The 16,880-nt window shown below is 71.3% G+C and carries 14 protein-coding genes; 5 read left to right on the top strand and 9 right to left on the bottom strand.

Going from position 1 to position 16,880, the window contains the following annotated elements:
* Positions 1-11: 11 nt before the first annotated feature.
* The 4 genes from SLINC_RS01790 to SLINC_RS01775 all read right to left on the bottom strand — a co-directional run bounded on the left by SLINC_RS01790 (position 12) and on the right by SLINC_RS01775 (position 4,775).
* Positions 12-668, bottom strand: a complete 657-nt coding sequence (locus SLINC_RS01790; RefSeq protein WP_067425847.1) for a hypothetical protein — start codon at positions 666-668, stop codon at positions 12-14.
* 16 nt (positions 669-684) lie between these two features.
* The gene (locus SLINC_RS01785) at positions 685-1,626 is read right to left on the bottom strand and encodes a DMT family transporter (protein ID WP_107406535.1); all 942 of its coding nucleotides are present in this window, start codon (positions 1,624-1,626) and stop codon (positions 685-687) included.
* A 110-nt stretch (positions 1,627-1,736) separates the two neighbouring features.
* Complete coding sequence (locus SLINC_RS01780) at positions 1,737-3,722, bottom strand: S9 family peptidase (protein WP_067444791.1); 1,986 nt, start codon at positions 3,720-3,722, stop codon at positions 1,737-1,739.
* Positions 3,723-3,797: 75 nt separating this feature from the next.
* A complete protein-coding gene (locus SLINC_RS01775; RefSeq protein WP_067444788.1) occupies positions 3,798-4,775 on the bottom strand; it encodes an ABC transporter substrate-binding protein in 978 nt (325 codons plus the stop codon).
* 205 nt (positions 4,776-4,980) lie between these two features.
* Between SLINC_RS01775 and SLINC_RS01770 the strand changes: the two genes are divergently transcribed.
* From SLINC_RS01770 to SLINC_RS01760, 3 genes are all read left to right on the top strand, one after another.
* On the top strand, positions 4,981-6,087 hold the full coding sequence (locus tag SLINC_RS01770; RefSeq protein WP_067425844.1) for an NAD(P)/FAD-dependent oxidoreductase: 1,107 nt from the start codon (positions 4,981-4,983) through the stop codon (positions 6,085-6,087).
* A gap of 124 nt (positions 6,088-6,211) precedes the next feature.
* Positions 6,212-6,619 (top strand): VOC family protein, encoded by a 408-nt coding sequence (locus SLINC_RS01765; RefSeq protein ID WP_067444785.1) that lies wholly within the window; start codon positions 6,212-6,214, stop codon positions 6,617-6,619.
* Positions 6,620-6,729: 110 nt separating this feature from the next.
* On the top strand, positions 6,730-9,123 hold the full coding sequence (locus SLINC_RS01760; RefSeq protein ID WP_067425841.1) for an ATP-binding cassette domain-containing protein: 2,394 nt from the start codon (positions 6,730-6,732) through the stop codon (positions 9,121-9,123).
* Between the two features lie 54 nt (positions 9,124-9,177).
* On the opposite strand, the gene SLINC_RS01755 is transcribed toward SLINC_RS01760, so the two are convergent.
* From SLINC_RS01755 to SLINC_RS01730, 5 genes are all read right to left on the bottom strand, one after another.
* Positions 9,178-9,777 (bottom strand): hypothetical protein, encoded by a 600-nt coding sequence (locus SLINC_RS01755; RefSeq protein WP_067425838.1) that lies wholly within the window; start codon positions 9,775-9,777, stop codon positions 9,178-9,180.
* A gap of 241 nt (positions 9,778-10,018) precedes the next feature.
* Positions 10,019-11,044: an ABC transporter ATP-binding protein gene (locus tag SLINC_RS01750; RefSeq protein WP_067425835.1), complete on the bottom strand. Its 1,026-nt coding sequence runs from the start codon at positions 11,042-11,044 to the stop codon at positions 10,019-10,021.
* Complete coding sequence (locus SLINC_RS49100; RefSeq protein WP_225988209.1) at positions 11,037-13,070, bottom strand: dipeptide/oligopeptide/nickel ABC transporter permease/ATP-binding protein; 2,034 nt, start codon at positions 13,068-13,070, stop codon at positions 11,037-11,039. The genes SLINC_RS01750 and SLINC_RS49100 overlap by 8 nt, the downstream gene beginning before the upstream one ends.
* 14 nt (positions 13,071-13,084) lie before the next feature.
* Positions 13,085-14,011 carry an ABC transporter permease gene (locus SLINC_RS01735; RefSeq protein WP_067425832.1) on the bottom strand — a complete coding sequence of 309 codons (927 nt, stop codon included), beginning with the start codon at positions 14,009-14,011 and terminating at the stop codon, positions 13,085-13,087.
* A 15-nt stretch (positions 14,012-14,026) separates the two neighbouring features.
* Positions 14,027-15,580 carry an ABC transporter substrate-binding protein gene (locus SLINC_RS01730; RefSeq protein ID WP_067444781.1) on the bottom strand — a complete coding sequence of 518 codons (1,554 nt, stop codon included), beginning with the start codon at positions 15,578-15,580 and terminating at the stop codon, positions 14,027-14,029.
* A gap of 245 nt (positions 15,581-15,825) precedes the next feature.
* On the opposite strand from SLINC_RS01730, the gene SLINC_RS01725 reads away from it, so the two are divergent.
* Together SLINC_RS01725 and SLINC_RS01720 are read left to right on the top strand one after the other, a co-directional pair.
* A complete protein-coding gene (locus tag SLINC_RS01725; protein ID WP_067425829.1) occupies positions 15,826-16,218 on the top strand; it encodes a winged helix-turn-helix transcriptional regulator in 393 nt (130 codons plus the stop codon).
* Positions 16,219-16,222: 4 nt separating this feature from the next.
* Positions 16,223-16,879, top strand: coding sequence for a maleylpyruvate isomerase N-terminal domain-containing protein (locus SLINC_RS01720; protein ID WP_067425826.1), 657 nt, complete (start codon positions 16,223-16,225; stop codon positions 16,877-16,879).
* Position 16,880: the final 1 nt, after the last annotated feature.

Below are 16,880 nucleotides of genomic sequence, written 5' to 3'. Positions count from 1 at the left end.
GAGGAGGCCTGTCAGGCGGCCGCCGCGCCCTGCGGCCGGCGCGTGGTCAGCCACACGCCCGCACCCGGTACGACGGGGACCTCGTGCGGCCGACGGAATCCGAACGGCCGCAGTTGGTCCGTGTGCCGGACGGAGACCGTGATCGCCACGGCGGTCGCGTGCGTGGCGTCGACGGCACGCAGTCCCGGGGCCAGCAGGTCGGCGATCACACCCGGGTCCTGGGCCTCCGGGCTGTCGGGCGCGGTGACGGTGACCAGCGTCCAGTGCGGCCCGTCCGGCCCGGCCGCCTTCAGCGCCGACGACAGCACCGGGTGCTCGGGCGGGCAGACGTCGAGTTCACGGGAGAGCAGGCTCCGCCAGTGCGCGTCGGGCGGCGGCCCGGTGCCCGCGCCGGTGTCCGGAGGCATCCAGATCCCGGCCGCGAGCAGCGCGCCGTCCGTGCCCTCGGCCACCCACACCTGTCCCTCTTCGAGCGCGTGGTGGGCCAGCATCAGCCGCATGGCCCGCTGCGTCTGCTCCCAGTCCATGGCGGAACCGTCCGCCGCGGTGAGCGACGGCCCGGCCGAGTCCGAGGGCGGGGCGAAGAGCCGTACGACGGCGGGTACGTCCACCAGTCCCGCCGCGCGCACGGCGGGACGGGTGGAGAGGCGGAGGGTCTGGGTCGTCATGTCGGTGGTGTTCCTTTCACATGGCCCGGCCCGCACCGAGGATGTCGACGCCGGCGGGAGTCAGTGCCTCGGCGGTGGGCCGCGAGGCCGGCAGGCGCGGCCGGTCGTGGCCGTCGCTCCACCGCGGGCCGGGTGCAGTGGCGGGGGCCTGAGGGCGGCTGAGCAGGGTGACTCCGTGCACGGCCGCCACGGCACCGGCGAGCGCCAGCAGGGTGCCGGTCTCGCCGTACTGGAAGCCCTCGCCGAGCAGGGCGATGCCGACGGAGGACGCGGTGACCGGGTTGAGGAGCGTGAGCAGGGCGAGAGGACCGCCGAGCCCGCTGCGGTAGGCCCGCTGGGACAGCAGCAGCCCGACCACGGCGAACCCGACCGTCAGCGCCGCCACCAGCGCCGTACTCCAGGAGACCGTCGGTCCGACGACGAGCTTCTGCGCCAGTGTGGAGCCGATCCCGGAGGCGACGCCGGAGGCCGCCGCGAACGCGAGGCCCTCCAGGGCGGAGTGGCGTGCGGCGAAGCGTACGAGGACGGCGACGGCCGCGACGGCGGCGAGCGCGACCCCGAGCATCTCGGTGGTGTGCAGGGTGTCGTCGGGCGCGTGACCCGAGGCGGTGACGGTCAGCAGGGCGGTGAGCCCGGCGAGCGTGAGGGCCATGCCGCGCCACTGGGTGCGCGAGGTGCGCCGACGGGCGACCAGCGAGCCCAGGGGCACCGCCACCACCAGGCTCAGCGCGCCCAGCGGCTGCACCAGGGTCAGCGGCCCGTAGCGCAGGGCCACCACGTGCAGCAGCGCGCCCGTGGCGTTGAGGGCCACCGACCACCACCACGAGCCGCGGGCCAGCGCGCCGCGCACACCCGCGGTGTCGGCGGCGGTCCGCTCCTGGACCACCGCGGCCATGGCGTAGCAGACGGCCGAGACCAGGGAGATGAGTACGGCGAGGAAGACCGGAGACATCACCATCGGACCCGGACTCCCTTCGATACGAAACGGTTTCGTACCGGTACGCTACGGTGCGCCTGAGCGAAACGCAAGCGTTTCTTTTGGCGGGTCCGGGGCAGGCCGCGGCCGTGCTACAGCAGCGTGGGCCGCCTCCAGTCCTCGCCCAGGACGTGGTGGTCGAGGAAGTTCAGCATCGTCTCGTACAGGACGCGGATGTGGGTCGGTACGTCGATGCCGTGGCCCTCGTCCGGGAAGTGCAGGAAGCGGACGGGCACGCCGAGCCGCCGCAGGTCGTTGTGGAGGCCGAGCGCCTGGCCCACCGGCACCCGGTAGTCCTTGCCGCCGTGGACGATCAGCACCGGTGTCGTCACCTTCTCCGCGTCGAGGTGCGGTGAGTCGGCTTCGTACCGCTCGCGGTCGGTGCGCGGGTCGCCGAAGATCTTCCGGAAGTAGGCGTGCATGTCCGTGTCGTTCTGGAACGCCTCCAGGTTCCACATCCCGCCGTGCGAGACGATCGCCTTGAACCGGTCGGTCAGGGTCGCGGTCCGGCCGGCGAGATACCCCCCGAAGGACCAGCCGGCCATCGCCGTCCGGGTCGCGTCGAGGTCCTCGCGCCGCAGCGCCGCGTCCGTCAGGGCCATGACGTCCTGGTACGGCACTTCGCCGAACCGGCCCAGGCCGCGTTGCTGCATGCGCTGCCCGTAGCCGGAGGACAGCGCCGGGTCCGGCAGCAGGACCGCGTAGCCGCGGGCCGCGAACGGCCACGGGTTCCACAGCCACGGCCAGCCGCTCCAGGACCCCTGCGGTCCGCCGTGCGGGACGACGACCAGCGGCGCCGGGCGGTCGGCCGAGGCGCCGTCGGGCAGGGTGAGCCAGCCGCGCAGCGGGAAGCCGTCGTCGGCCTCGGTGTGCACCTCGGTCAGGGTGCCGGGAAGGGGTGCGAGGTCACCGGCGGGCGTGAGGAACGCTGGCTGCTGGTCGGCCTCGGCGGCGTCCAACTGGACCACCCGGGGCGCTTCGTCGAGGGTGCCGCGCAGGGCGTAGAGGGTGGAGGCGTCGGGCGTCACGCACAGCGAGTCATGCGCGCCCGAGGCGGTGAGACGGGTGATCGTGCCGTCCGGGTCGCGGCGGAAGACCGGGCAGTGGCCCCGCTCGTCGCCGGTGAACCACAGTGTGCCGTCCCCGGGAAGCGGTGAGAGGACCGCTCGGCCCGGCCACGGCCAGTTGTCGAAGTCCGGCAGGAGATCGGTCTCCTCGCCGGAGGTCAGGTCGAACGCGACGAGCGTGACCCGCCACTCGGCGTCGTACGTCTCCTCACGCTGGCGCTGGCAGACGAGAGCCGAGCCGTCGGCGGTGAAGGCCGGGCTGTAGTAGTGGTGGCCGGCCCGGGAGAAGACGTGGCGCTCGGCGCCCGTCACCGCGTCGGCGACCACCAGGACGTTCGTGTCCGGAGTCCGGTCGGTCGGGGCACGGGTGGAGGCGACCAGGGAGCCGTCCGGCGAGAGTGCCGTGTCGCCGCTGCCCGCGAGTCCCTGGGCGCCGACGTTCACCGGGGTGCCCTCGGCGTGCAGGACGAAGGTGTGCGGCTCGGCGGCTCCGGCGCGGACCGGACCGGTCTCGTACAGCACGGCGTCGACCCCGGCGTCCTGTCGGTTCCGGAGCAGCCTCGCGTGCGACTCGGCGTCGGTGGCGCCGGGCAGCAGGGCCGCGGTGTAGACGACGGCGTCGGCGTGCGCGGCCGTGGCGAAGGTGGATATGCCACCCGGGTGGTGGGCGATCCGCCGGGTCTCGCCCTGCTCGGGGAGTGCCCACAGCGCCGCATCCCCGGTGCCGCCCTCCTCTGCGGACGTGCGGCCGGAGAGGAACAGCAGCGTGCCGTCGGCGGCGAACGCCGGCGCGAAGTCGCCCGCGCCGGACCCGGGCACGGGGCGGGTGCCGCGTTCGCCCGCCGGGTCGACCTCCCACAGCCTCGGCACGTATCCGGTACCGGCGTCGTCGCTGGTCTGCACGGACGCGATCAGACGCGTGCCGTCGGGCGCGAGGACCAGGTCCGTCAGGCGTGATTGCGCGGCGAACAGGTCGTGGAACGCCGGGGCGTCGTGCGGGGCGGGTGTCATGTCGATCATCCTGCCCAGCACGCCCGTTGAGGGACAACCGAATACTCCGGTGTCACGGCGCGACGCCGCAGCACCTCACGAGAACAGGGCGTCCAGGTCCGGCTTCTTGTCGCCGAAGAGACCGTCCTTCTCGCTGAGCGAGGCCAGTTTCTCCAGCGAGGCCATGTCGACCTGCGCGGGCCAGCCGGGCAGGATCAGCTTCTTCAGGACGTCCCCACTGATCTTGGTGTAGGTGGTGAGGACCTGCCGTGCCTCGTCCGGGTGGTCGGTGGCGTACCGCAGCGACTCGGTCATCGCCTCGGTGAACCTCTTCACCAGGTCGGGGTTCTGCTCGGTGAGCCGCGTCGAGGTGAAGTACGTCGCCACGGTGAGCTTCGGGTCCGTCTCGGCGAACGGCGAGGCCACGACCCGGGCTCCCTGCGCCTTGGCGATCGTCTGCGCGGGCTCGCCCATCCAGGCGGCGTCCACCCGGCCGCCGTCCAGGGCGGCCGGCATCTGGTCGAAGGGGACCTCGACGAACTTCACGTCGGACGCGTCGCCGCCGGCCAGCCGGACCGACTCGCGCACCGTGGTGTCCCCGATGTTCTGGAGGGTGTTGACCGCGACCCGGCGCCCGGCGAGGTCCTTGGCGGACTTCACGGAGCTGTCCTTCTTGACCAGCAGGCCGGTGACATCGCCCCCGACCTTGCCGTTGGTCGCCGCGCCGTTGGCCACGGACTTGACCGGGATTCGCTTGGTCTGGGCCACCATCAGGGAGGTGGTGTTGCTGAACCCGAACTGGAACTGCCCGCTCACGACACCGGGGATGATCGCCGCGCCGCCCTGGGCGCTCACCATCTCCAGCTTGATGCCACGACTGCTGAAGAACCCCTTGCGCTGGCCCAGATAGAGCGGCGCCACGTCGACGATCGGAATGATGCCGACCTTGACGGTGGTGGTTCCGCTGCCACCCGAGGGTGAGGAAGGGGCCGACCCCGAGTCGGACGATCCGCACGCGGTCGCCCCGACGGCGGTGATCAGCACTGTGGCGAGCCCGAGAATGCGCCTCTGCATCGGCTTCTCCACCCGAGGGATGTTGTGCAGTTTCCTGACGGCCGCAATCTACACACCCGCCTTCGTGCTGTCAGTACTCCGCGCAAGGCCGGTACGGCGGGCCCGCGTCGAGGTCGCGGCTTCACGGAACGCACACCGGCCTTCATGGGAGCTTTAGATTTCAAGCGCTACGCTCGACTCCCCCCACAGGCATCAGGAGACGCGCGTGCACGACGGCGACGTAGTAGTGATCGGCGGTGGCTACGCGGGTGTCCGCGTGGCGAAACGACTGGACGCGACGGCCCGGGTGACGCTCGTGGACCGCAAGGACGTCTTCTTCCACCGCATCGCCGCCCTGCGCGCCGGAGTGCGCCCCGAATGGTCGGTCACGCCCTTCATCCCCTACGACCGGCTGCTGCGCGGCGGACGCGTGGTCAGGGGCAAGGCGGTGAGCATCGACACCGCCGAGCGGCAGGTGGTCCTCGCGACGGGGGAGCGGCTGCCGTACGACGTGGCGGTGATCGCCACCGGCGCTGACTACCCCGAACCCGCCCGCTTCACCGGCACCACCACCGAGGAGGCGGTGAAGTCCTTCGCCGGCCACCAGAGCGCCGTCGCCGGCGCCGAGCACGTCCTCGTCGTCGGCGGCGGGCCCTCCGGGGTGGAGCTCAGTGCCGAGATACGCCTGGCCCGGCCGGACGCCCGGGTCACCCTCGCCCACTCCGGGCCCGCGCTGCTGCACTCCACGGGCAGCGCACGAGCCGGCCGCAAGGCACTGGCCTGGCTGGAGGCCCACGACGTCGAGGTACGGCTCGACTCGTTCATGTCCCCCGGCAACGACTTCGGCACCTACCGCGACGCGCGCGGCAACGTCACCGCCGCGGACCTCTCCTTCTGGGCCACCGGCACCACGCCCAACACGCTCTGGCTGCGGCTGGGCGGCCACCGCGACTGGCTCAACCCGGCCGGACACGTCAAGGTCGACCGGATGCTCAGGGTCGAGGGATTCCCGAACGTCTTCGCCGTCGGCGACGTCAACGACGCCACCGAACTCAAGATCACCCCTGCCGCGCTCGCCCAGGCCGACCTCGCCGCCTTCAACATCCGCTCCTACCTCCAGAGCCCGGGCAGGCACCGCAAGGAACCCCGCCTGTACCGGCCGGTCCACCGCACCCCGCTCATCGTCCCCTTCGGCCCGGCCGACGGCATCACCCTGCTGCCCGTGCCGGGAGGGGAGAACGCCGTCCTGGGCAGCCGCACCGCCGTGCTGGCCAAGTCGAAGACCCTCATGACCCCGTACATGAGGCGCCAGCTCGGGTACACGGCCACCTGACTCGGGTACACGGCCACCTGAGATCCCGCGGCCGGCCGGGGAACCGGTCCGGTGGGGGACCGGCCGTCGCATCGATCAGGATTCGAGAAGCACCCGTCCCCGGGCCGCGCCTAGCGTGGCGGGCATGGACATCACCCTGCACGCGAGCTTCCTCCCGCACGACGACCCCGACGCCTCCCTCGCCTTCTACCGGGACCTGCTGGGCTTCGAGGTCCGCGGCGACGTCGCGCACGACCGCAGGCGCCGGATCACGGTCGGGCCCACAGGCCAGCCCGGCACGTCCGTCGTCCTCGAACCACCGGGCACCGACCCGAGCGTCACCGACGCGGAGCGCCGCACCATCGCCGAGATGATGGCCAAGGGCACCTTCGCGAGCCTGATCCTGGCCACCCCCGACCTCGACGGCACCTTCGAACGGCTCCAGGCCGGCGCCGAGGTCGTCCAGGAACCGACGAAGCAGCCGTGGGGCGTGCGCGACTGCGCCGTACGCGATCCCGCGGGCAATCTCATCCGCGTCCAGGAGCTGGGCTGACCGCCCGCACGACCGGAATCGGACATACCGCTCGAACAATGGTTGGATCGAGCCACGCGTCGCCGACGGAGCCCGAGCGTGCGGCTCCGCCCAACCCCGATGGAGACACGATGAGCAGGGCCGCGAGAACAGCCGGGCAGTCGCCGGCGATCCACGTCGCCGACAGTCACGACCTGATCCGTGTGCACGGAGCGCGCGAGAACAACCTCAAGGACGTGAGCATCGAGATCCCGAAGCGCCGCCTGACGGTGTTCACCGGTGTCTCGGGCTCCGGCAAGAGCTCGCTGGTGTTCAACACCATCGCCGCGGAGTCGCAGCGTCTGATCAACGAGACGTACAGCGCCTTCGTGCAGGGCTTCATGCCCACGCTGGCCCGGCCCGAGGTGGACGTGCTCGACGGGCTGACCACCGCGATCATCGTCGACCAGCAGCGGATGAGCGCCGACCCCCGCTCCACGGTCGGCACCGCCACCGACGCCAACGCGATGCTGCGGATCCTCTTCAGCCGGCTCGGCAAGCCGCACATCGGCCCGCCCAGCGCCTACTCCTTCAACACCGCCTCGGTGCGCGCGAGCGGCGCCATCACCGTCCAGCGCGGCGACAAGACGAAGGCCGAGCGGGCGACGTTCGAGCGCACCGGCGGGATGTGCACCCGCTGCGAGGGCCGCGGCACGGTCTCCGACATCGACCTCACCCAGCTCTACGACGACTCCAAGTCGATCGCCGAGGGCGCCTTCACCATCCCCGGCTGGAAGTCCGACAGCGTCTGGACCGTCGGGCTCTACGCCCAGTCCGGCTTCCTCGACCCGAACAAGCCGATCAGCCGGTTCACCAAGAAGGAGATGCAGGCCTTCCTCTACGGCGAGCCGACCAAGGTCAAGGTCAACGGCGTCAACCTCACCTACGAGGGGCTGATCCCCAAGATCCAGAAGTCGTTCCTGTCCAAGGACAAGGAGGCGATGCAGCCGCACATCCGGGCGTTCGTGGAACGGGCGGTCACCTTCACCACCTGTCCCGAGTGCGACGGCACCCGGCTGAGCGAGGGTGCCCGGTCGTCGAGGATCGGCAAGGTCAGCATCGCCGACGCCTGCGCGATGGAGATCAGGGACCTGGCCGAGTGGGTCCGCGGGCTGACCGAGCCGTCGGTGCTGCCGCTGCTCACGGCGCTCCAGCAGACCCTCGACTCCTTCACGGAGATCGGCCTGGGCTATCTCGCGCTGGACCGGCCGTCGGGCTCGCTCTCGGGCGGTGAGGCGCAGCGCGTGAAGATGATCCGCCACCTCGGATCCTCGCTCACCGACACGACGTACGTCTTCGACGAGCCCACCATCGGCCTGCACCCCCATGACATCCAGCGGATGAACGACCTGCTGCTGCGGCTGCGGGACAAGGGCAACACCGTGCTCGTCGTCGAGCACAAGCCGGAGACGATCGTCATCGCCGACCACGTCGTCGACCTCGGCCCCGGCGCGGGTACGGGGGGCGGCACCGTCTGCTTCGAGGGCACCGTCGAGGGGCTGCGGGCCGCCGGCACCATCACCGGGCGCCACTTCGACGACCGGTCCGTGCTCAAGGAGTCGGTGCGCAAGCCCACCGGGGCCCTGGAGATCAGGGGGGCGGCCAAGCACAACCTCCAGAACGTCGACGTCGACATCCCGCTCGGGGTGCTCTGTGTGGTCACCGGCGTCGCCGGTTCCGGCAAGAGCTCGCTCGTCCACGGCTCGGTGCCCGCGTCCGAGGGCGTGGTGGCGGTGGACCAGACCCCGATCCGCGGCTCGCGACGGAGCAACCCGGCGACGTACACCGGACTGCTCGACCCGATCCGCAAGGCCTTCGCCAAGGCCAACGGCGTGAAGCCGGCGCTGTTCAGCGCCAACTCCGAGGGCGCCTGCCCCACCTGCAACGGCGCGGGCGTCATCTATGTCGACCTGGGGATGATGGCCGGCGTCGACACCCCCTGCGAGGACTGCGAGGGCAAGCGGTTCCAGCCCGCCGTCCTCGAATACCGTCTCGGCGGCCGCGACATCAGCGAGGTGCTGGCGATGTCGGTGACCGAGGCCGAGGCCTTCTTCGCCGACGGCGAGGCGGCCACACCGGCCGCGCACCGGATCCTCACCCGGCTCTCCGACGTCGGACTCGGCTACCTCAGCCTCGGGCAGCCGCTCACCACCCTCTCCGGCGGCGAACGGCAGCGGCTGAAGCTGGCCACCCACATGGCGGAGAAGGGCGGCGTCTACGTCCTCGACGAGCCGACCACGGGTCTGCACCTCGCCGACGTCGAGCATCTGCTCGGCCTGCTCGACCGGCTCGTCGACTCCGGGAAGTCGGTCATCGTCATCGAGCACCACCAGGCCGTCATGGCGCACGCCGACTGGATCATCGACCTCGGCCCCGGCGCCGGTCACGACGGCGGCCGGATCGTCTTCGAGGGCACCCCGGCCGACCTGGTGGCCGCCCGCTCCACCCTCACCGGGGAGCACCTGGCGGACTACGTCGGCGCCTGAGCGACGCACGGACGCCTGGGAGCGGCCGACCGCTCCCAGGCGTCCGAGGGCGACCTACAGACCGTCACCCACCATGGCGGCGACGATCCGGACGTGACGGTCGGCGTTGGTGTTCGAGAACTCGTTGTCGTAGTTCAGACCGTAGGGCCAGAAGTGCCCGCCGCCGGTGGAGATCTTGGCGCTCGAACCGTCGAACTGCCGGACCAGCGCCGTGGCCTGTCCGCCGGTCCAGGTGCCGCTGGAGCCGAGTCGCGACCAGCCCGAGCTGGTGCCCACGCCGATGGTGTGGGCGATCTCGTGCAGGGCCGTCCGCTCGTTCATGTAGCTGCGGTTGCTGCCGAAGCGGATCGTGCCGTTGATGTTGCCGTCGGCGGTGGGCACGCCCGGGACGTACTGGACGGTGATGTTCTTGCCCAGGTCGCTGAGGTTGTTGTACCGGGCGACGGCGGCGTTCATGGCCGACGTGATCTGGTTGTACGCCGACTGCTGGTCGGCGGTGGGGTTCGCCGCCCGTTGCAGGCTCCAGGTGATGGTGGCCGCCGCAGCCCGCGTCTGCTGCGTGGCCGCCGGGGTGGGCTGGGGAGCGGCCTGGGCGATGCCGGGTCCGGCGAGCAGGGTGGCGGCCAGCGCGGCCACGATCGCTTGGTGACGCATGGGGGTCCTCCTGTGCGGGTGGGTCGTCGAACGTGGGGTTGACGAGCAAGAGGCACCGGCCGAAGGTTCGCACAGTGTTCGAAATCCCGAACAAGTGTGACCATGCATGGGACGAGCATGGCCATGTCATCCGCGAGCGTTCCTGAAGCCGGTGTCGGCAAGTATCCAGTCGCGAAGTCGGGCGTCAAGACTTCCAGCAGGAACTCCTCCGCCGAGGAGGCGTTATGACCTCACTCGTTCCTCATCTCCCCACCGGAGAGTGGTCATTGGCCGTCGACGTCCCCTCCAGCGGAAAGTGGCACGCGGCCGTGTGGGGGGCGGTTGCGAGCGGAAACTCAGGGATGGGTGCGGTTTCGGCACAGATGCTCTCCGCGCGCCAGCACCGCGTCCGGAACCGGCATCCCGACGGCGGATCGGCCGGTGAGGGGATCTCCCCGGCGAGAACGATCCGCTCCCGCTTCGCCCCGGCGCCGGACGCCGGGGCGGGTGCCGCGGACAGGAGCGCGGCCGTGTACGGGTGGTACGGCCGCTCGAAGACCTCCTCGGCCGGGCCCGACTCGACGATCCTGCCCAGGTACATGACGGCGACGCGGTCGGCCACGTGCCGCACCACGGACAGGTCGTGCGAGATGAACACGTACGACAGCCCCAGCTCGTCCCGGAGGTCGCCGAGCAGGTTGAGCACCTGCGCCTGCACGGAGAGATCCAGCGCGGAGACCGGCTCGTCGCAGACGACGACCTCGGGCTCCAGCGCCAGGGCGCGGGCGATCCCGATCCGCTGCCGCTGGCCTCCCGAGAACTCCTGCGGGTAGCGGCGCGCGTCGGACGCCCGCAGCCCGACCATCTCCAGCAACTCGCCCACACGCGCGGCGCGTTGCCGGGCGGGCACGAGATCGCGGTGGGTGAGCCAGGGCTCGCCGATCAGATCGGCCGCGCACAGCCGGGGGTTGAGGGAGCCGAACGGATCCTGGAAGACCATCTGCACCTTGCGACGCCAGGCCAGCAGCCGCGCGCCCGACAGCGCGAACGGATCGACCCCGTCGAACCGGATCGTGCCCTCGTCGGGACGCTCCAGCATCAGCAGCATCCGGGCCAGCGTGGACTTCCCGCAGCCGGATTCGCCGACCAGGCCGAGGGTCTCCCCGCGTCCCAGGCGCAGGTCCACCCCGTCGACCGCGCGCAGCCTGGTGCTGCCCTTCGCGGTGCGCGGTACCGCGAAGCTCTTGGTCAGGCCGGTGGCCTCCAGCAGCGGTGCGGGCTCAGGCATCGGCCAGCTCCTTCCCGAAGTGACAGGCGGCGGCGCGGTCGGCTCCGGTCGGCGCCAGCGCCGGCCGGAGCGTGGCGCACACCTCACGCGCCATCGGACAGCGCGTACGGAAGGCGCAACCGGTGGGCACGGACAGCGGATCCGGGGGACTGCCCGGGATCGAGTTCAGCCGCCCGCCCTTGTGCTGCTCGGCCGGGACGGACTCCAACAGCCCCCGGGTGTACGGGTGGTGGGGCTTGGCGAACACCGCGGACACGGGGCCCGTCTCCACGACCGTGCCCGCGTACATCACGGCGACATGGTCCGCGTGATCGGCGACGAGTCCCAGGTCGTGGGTGATGAGCACCAGCGCCATCCGCTGCTCACCGCGCAGTTCGTCGAGGAGGTCCATGATCTGGGCCTGCACGGTGACGTCCAGCGCCGTCGTCGGCTCGTCCGCGAGCAGCACCCTCGGGCGCAGCGCGACCGCCATCGCGATCAGCAGCCGCTGCCGCATCCCGCCGGAGAACTGGTGCGGATAAGCCCCCACCCGTGAGCGCGCCTCCGAGATGCCGACCCGCTCCATCAGGTCCACCGCCTTGGCCCGCGCGGCGCGCCGGGACATCCGCTCATGGATACGGAACGGTTCGGCGAGCTGCGCCCCGACCGTCTGCACCGGGTTGAGCGCGCTGAGGGCGTCCTGGAAGACGATGCCCACACCGGGCCCGGCGAGCCTGCGCCTGGCCCGTCCCGAGAGCGCGAGCAGGTCCTCGCCGCCCAACCGCGCCTCCCCGCCCACGACTTTGGCGGCCGGATCGAGAAGTCCGGCGACGGCGTGCGCGGTCATGCTCTTGCCGCACCCCGACTCGCCCAGCAGGGCCAGCGTCTGGCCGGAGCGCACGGAGAAGCTCACCCCGCGCACGACCGCGGCCGGGCCGGCGGGGGTGTGGACGTCGACGCTCAGGCCTTCCACGGCCAGGGCGGCGGAGCGCGCGTCCTCGGAAACCGGTGTGGTGGTGGCCGTGCTGTCGAGCGCGACGGCTCGGTCGGGGGCGGCCGGCTGGATCCCGGCGCCCCGAACCGGCGCGTCGGCACCACCGCCGGTCCTCGCACGCACGCGCCGGCTCCCGCCGCGCAGACCGCGCCGCCACCGCTGGCCGGGGTCGGTCGACAGCCGGGCCCACGCCGCGAGGACGGTCGCCGACACTGTGGTGACGACGATGGCGAGACCGGGGAAGACCGCGATCCACCACGCGCTGCGCAGCTCCTGCCGCCCCTGCGCCACCATCAACCCCCAGCTCACGTCCGGCGGTTGGATGCCGATCCCCAGGAAGCTCAGCGACGACTCGGTGAGCATCACGAAGCAGAAGTCGAGGGCGGCGACGGTGAGCAGGGTGGGCAGGACCGAGGGAGCGACATGGCGGCGGATGGACGCCCAGCTGCCGGTGCCGAAGGTACGCGCCGCGTCCATGAACAGCCGGCTGCGCAGCTCGGCGGACTCGGCCCGCGCGGTGCGCAGATACACGGGGATCCGGGCGACGGCGAGCACCAGGACGAGGGCGGCGACGCTCGGCGAGAAGACGTAGAGCACGACCACGGCCAGCAGCAGCGAGGGGAAGCTGAGGATCACATCGGCCACCCGCAGGGACACGTTTTCGCGCCAACCGGCGTGAAAACCCGCCCACATGCCCCACAGGGAGCCGACGACGAGCGAGCACAGCACGGCGGGCACGGCCACGGACATCGTCGTGCTCGCCGCCGCGATCATCCGTGCCGCGACCGGCCGCCCCAGCGAGTCGCTGCCGAGCACATAGGCCCAGCCGTGTTCCAGGCTGAACGGCTCCCGTCCCGGATCGCGCAGATTCTGCCGCGTGGCCAGATCCCCGACGAGCACTGGCCCCAGTACGGCACACAGCGCGACCACGACCAGCACCAGTGCCGCCGCGAAGGCGAACCGGTCCTGGAGGAGCAGCGCGGGCCACCGGTGCCGTGCCCCGGGCCGGTCGGCCTCCGCGGCGGACCCGCGTTCCTTCTGCGTCCCGAGCATGTCGCCTCCTTGACTCATGCCGCCGCCCGCAGTCGCACACGTGGGTCGAGAAGCGCGTGACAGACGTCCACCAGGATGTTGAGCGCGAAGATCGCCAGCGCGGTCACCAGCACGGCGGCCTGGAGCACCGCGAAGTCCCGCTGGAGCACCGAGTCGATCATGAGTTTGCCGATGCCGGGCCAGCCGAAGATGGTCTCCACGACGACGGCGCCGTTGACGAGCCCCACGGCGAGGTCGCCCGCCACGGTGAGCACCGGTGCGGCGGCGTTGCGCAGGGCGTGCCCGAAGACCACCCGCGCCTCCGAGGCGCCCTTGCCGCGTGCCACCTTCACGTAGGGGGCGGACAGCGCCGAGACCATGGCCCCGCGCACCACCTGGACGAGCACACCGAACGGGCGTACGAGCAGCGTGGCCACGGGCAGGATCCAGGCCGCGCCGCCGTTCGTGCCGGAGGTGGGTAGCCAGCCCAGCGTCACCGCGAAGACGAGCACCCCCATGATCGCGAGCCAGAAGTCGGGCACGCTGGCGGCCGTCGAGGACAGGAAGCTCGCGATCCGGTCGGTCGCAGAGTTGGGGCGGTAGGCCGCCACACTGCCGATCACCACGGCGCCCACGAGGGCGAGCAGCATCGTCCAGCCCGCCAGCTGGAGGGTCGCGGGAAAGGCGCGTAGCACCGCCTCGGCGGCCGGCTGGGCGGTACGCAGCGACTCTCCGAAGTCGAGGCGGGCGACCTGCGCCAGATAGTCACCGAACTGGGTGACCAGCGGCTGGTCGAAACCGTTGCGGGCGGCGAAGTCGGCCCGCATCTCGGGTGTCGCGCTGAGCGGGAGGTAGAGATTGGCGGGATCCCCGGTGAGGCGGGCCAGGAAGAACACCCCGAGGACCACGACCAGCAGGGGAACGACACTGGAGACCGCGCGGCGGCGCAGCATGGTGAACATCGGCCGGTTCCTCCCTCAGTCCGCGCGGCGCATGTCGGCGAGCCGCATCTCGTCGCTGGTCGCCGAGTCCGGCCGGTAGCGGACGTCGGGGGAGAGGGCCAGGATGCCGGTCATGTTGGCCATCACGGCATCCCGCACGACCTCGTCGTTCTGTCGGGCGAAGGCCTGCGCGAACGCCTTCTGCCGTTCGGTCCCGGAGGCCAGTTGAGCCTTCTCGATCGCCGCGTCCAGGGCGGGCGTGCCGTAGCTGCTCTGGGCGCCCTCGCTGCCGTAGATCTGCCCCATGGTGAAGGCGGCGTCTCCCGCCTGGTTGCCGTGCTGGGCCTGGAGGAGGGTCGGGCCGGTGTTCTTGGGGAAGGGCCGCAGCAGGTACTCCAGCCAGGCGTTGACGTCGAGCATCTTGATCTCGACCTTCAGGCCGGCCTTGAGCAGGCCGTCCTGCACCACCTCCATGGCCTCGGCGGCCTTGGGGTAGATGCCGTTGCGGCCGATGATCGTGACGGTGGTGCCGGTCGGTACCCCGTCGGCGCGGGCCTGCGCCACCAGGTCCTTCGCCCGGTCCGGGTCGTACGGCCATGGCCCGATCCGCGGGTTGTGGCCGGTGACGCCCTTGGACACGAGCTGTCCGCTGGGCCGGCCCGCGAAGACGGCGGTGACCAGACCCTCTCTGTCGATGGCGTAGTTGACGGCCTGTCGGATCCTGATGTCGTTCAGGGGCGCCCTGGTCGCGTCCATCCGCAGGTACGAGACCTCGTTGGTGACGAACTCGACGGCCCGGTCGCCCGCTCCGTCCTCGGGGGCGAGCCCGATGGCGACGTCCGCCTCGTCGTTGGTGACCATGGCGGCGCGCACGCTGCCCTCGGCCCGCCACACGTACTTGGCCGCCGCGTAGTCCGGCGCCTCGCCCCAGTAGCCGGCATAGCGCTTGAGCCGCAGGAAGCGGCCCTGGCTCCATTCGTCGAGCCGGTAGGGGCCGGTGCCGACCGGCTCACGCACCCGGGCCTTCGGGTTCGTGCTCGTCGGTACCACCTCGACGAAGGACAGCCGTAACGGCAGGATCGGGTCCGGCTCGGCCGTTTCGACCTCCAGGGTCGAGTCGTCCACGGCGCGGGCGGTGACCTCGCTGTCGCTGAAGATATAGCCGTCGACGTTGCACTCGATGGCCGAATCGGTGGCCCGCCGGATCGAGAACGCGGCCGCGGCGGCCGTGAACGCCGAACCGTCGTGGAAGGTGACCCCCGGGCGGAGCGTGAAGGTCCACGAAGTGGCCGACGTACGCGTCCACTTGACGGCCAACGCCGGCTCCAGCCGGCCCGTGGACGGATCCCGCTCGGTGAGCGCCTCCGTGATGTTGGCCCGCGTCACCCGCCCGGTCGCGGTCAGCGAGGCGTCGCAGGGTTCCAGCGTCGGCGGCTCCTCGGGCAGCACGACACGCAGGGTGTCCGGACCCTCCCCGATGGGATCGGCGCCGGCGACCGAACAGGCGGATCCGGCCAGGAGCGCGAGAGCGGACAGGAGCACGCCCGCCGCGCGCTGTGGGCGCCGACGGGCGATCGAACGAGTACACACGGGGCCCGAACCGGTCACTGTGCCTCCAGGGCGCGTCCATAAAGGAAAACAACGTCTAGATATGTGGACGCGCTGTCATTATGTGGCCGCCCAGGGCGACTAGGTCAAGATGCGTGCAAGGGAACGACATCAAGCCGCTCCGCTCCGCTTCCCAGGCCTTCGCGTGGGCCGGTCTCCGTTCACGGCCTTGAATGAGGCGGACCACTAACCCTGCGTTAGTGCCCCCTGTCGACTAGGGTATGAACATGGCAGTAAGTGACGTGACCCTCGTGGACCATGTGCGCAGCGCCGACGGTGTCGGGATGTGCCCCCATCGGATCGTCATGGAGCACGTCACCAGCCGCTGGGGCACCCTCGTGCTGATCGCGCTGCTGGAGCGTTCGTACCGTTTCAGCGAACTGCGCCGGGCGATCGGCAAGGTCAGCGAGAAGATGCTGACCCAGACCCTCCAGACCCTGGAGCGCGACGGGCTGGTCCATCGCGACGCCAAGCTCGTGATCCCGCCGCGTGTGGACTACTCCCTCACCGACCTCGGCCGCGAGGCCGCCGAGCAGGTCCGCGGTCTGGCCCAGTGGGTGGACCGGCGGATGGCCACGGTCGAGACCGCGCGGGAGGCGTACGACGCCGCGAAGGCGTGACCCTGTGGATCTCTTCTCACGCTCGTGGGCGGCGTTGCGTACGGCGGTCGACGATCTGGACGACGAGGATTTCGGGCGGCCGTCGGGCTGCGCCGGCTGGCTGGTGCGGGACCTGGTGTGCCATCTGGTCATCGACGCGCAGGACGTGCTGATCACCCTGGTCACCCCGGCCGAGACGGAACCGACCGTGAACGCGGTCACCTATTGGAAGGTCGGACACGAGCCGCCGACCGGTGACGATCCGCTCGACGCGCTGATCGTCCGGCTGGCCGCCGCCTACGAGGAACCGCACCTGTTGAAGTTCCACCTCGACGACGTCGGCTCCGCCGCCGGGCGCGCCGCCGAACTCGCCGACCCCGAGGCCCGCGTGAGCACCCAGGACATGGTCCTGACCGCAGGCAACTACCTCACCGCGTACGTCCTGGAGTGGACCCTGCACCACCTCGACCTGATCGCCCACGTTCCCGGCGCCCCGGCACCGCCCACAGCGGGGCTCGCCCGGTCCCGCGCGATGCTGGAGGAGATCGCCGGTACGGCGTTCCCGGCGTCGTTCAGCGACACGGACGCCCTGCTGGTCGGCACCGGACGCCGGGAACCGACCGAGGTGGAGAAGGCCGAACTCGGCGCGCCGGCCGCGAAGTTGCCGTTCGTCATCGGTTGAT

The sequence above is a fragment of the Streptomyces lincolnensis genome (assembly GCF_001685355.1).
GTDB lineage: Bacteria > Actinomycetota > Actinomycetes > Streptomycetales > Streptomycetaceae > Streptomyces > Streptomyces lincolnensis.
The sequence above is the reverse complement of the archived record's forward strand: the minus strand, read 5'-3'. Positions and strand labels throughout refer to the sequence as shown.

What these genes read in the sequence shown, in the direction of transcription:
- SLINC_RS01790 (WP_067425847.1), bottom strand. Translation starts at nt 668, where the DNA reads ATGACGACCCAGACCCTCCGCCTCTCCACCCGTCCCGCCGTGCGCGCG.
- SLINC_RS01785 (WP_107406535.1), bottom strand. Translation starts at nt 1,626, where the DNA reads ATGGTGATGTCTCCGGTCTTCCTCGCCGTACTCATCTCCCTGGTCTCG.
- SLINC_RS01780 (WP_067444791.1), bottom strand. Translation starts at nt 3,722, where the DNA reads ATGACACCCGCCCCGCACGACGCCCCGGCGTTCCACGACCTGTTCGCC.
- SLINC_RS01775 (WP_067444788.1), bottom strand. Translation starts at nt 4,775, where the DNA reads ATGCAGAGGCGCATTCTCGGGCTCGCCACAGTGCTGATCACCGCCGTC.
- SLINC_RS01765 (WP_067444785.1), top strand. Translation starts at nt 6,212, where the DNA reads ATGGACATCACCCTGCACGCGAGCTTCCTCCCGCACGACGACCCCGAC.
- SLINC_RS01760 (WP_067425841.1), top strand. Translation starts at nt 6,730, where the DNA reads ATGAGCAGGGCCGCGAGAACAGCCGGGCAGTCGCCGGCGATCCACGTC.
- SLINC_RS01755 (WP_067425838.1), bottom strand. Translation starts at nt 9,777, where the DNA reads ATGCGTCACCAAGCGATCGTGGCCGCGCTGGCCGCCACCCTGCTCGCC.
- SLINC_RS01750 (WP_067425835.1), bottom strand. Translation starts at nt 11,044, where the DNA reads ATGCCTGAGCCCGCACCGCTGCTGGAGGCCACCGGCCTGACCAAGAGC.
- SLINC_RS49100 (WP_225988209.1), bottom strand. Translation starts at nt 13,070, where the DNA reads ATGCTCGGGACGCAGAAGGAACGCGGGTCCGCCGCGGAGGCCGACCGG.
- SLINC_RS01735 (WP_067425832.1), bottom strand. Translation starts at nt 14,011, where the DNA reads ATGTTCACCATGCTGCGCCGCCGCGCGGTCTCCAGTGTCGTTCCCCTG.
- SLINC_RS01725 (WP_067425829.1), top strand. Translation starts at nt 15,826, where the DNA reads ATGGCAGTAAGTGACGTGACCCTCGTGGACCATGTGCGCAGCGCCGAC.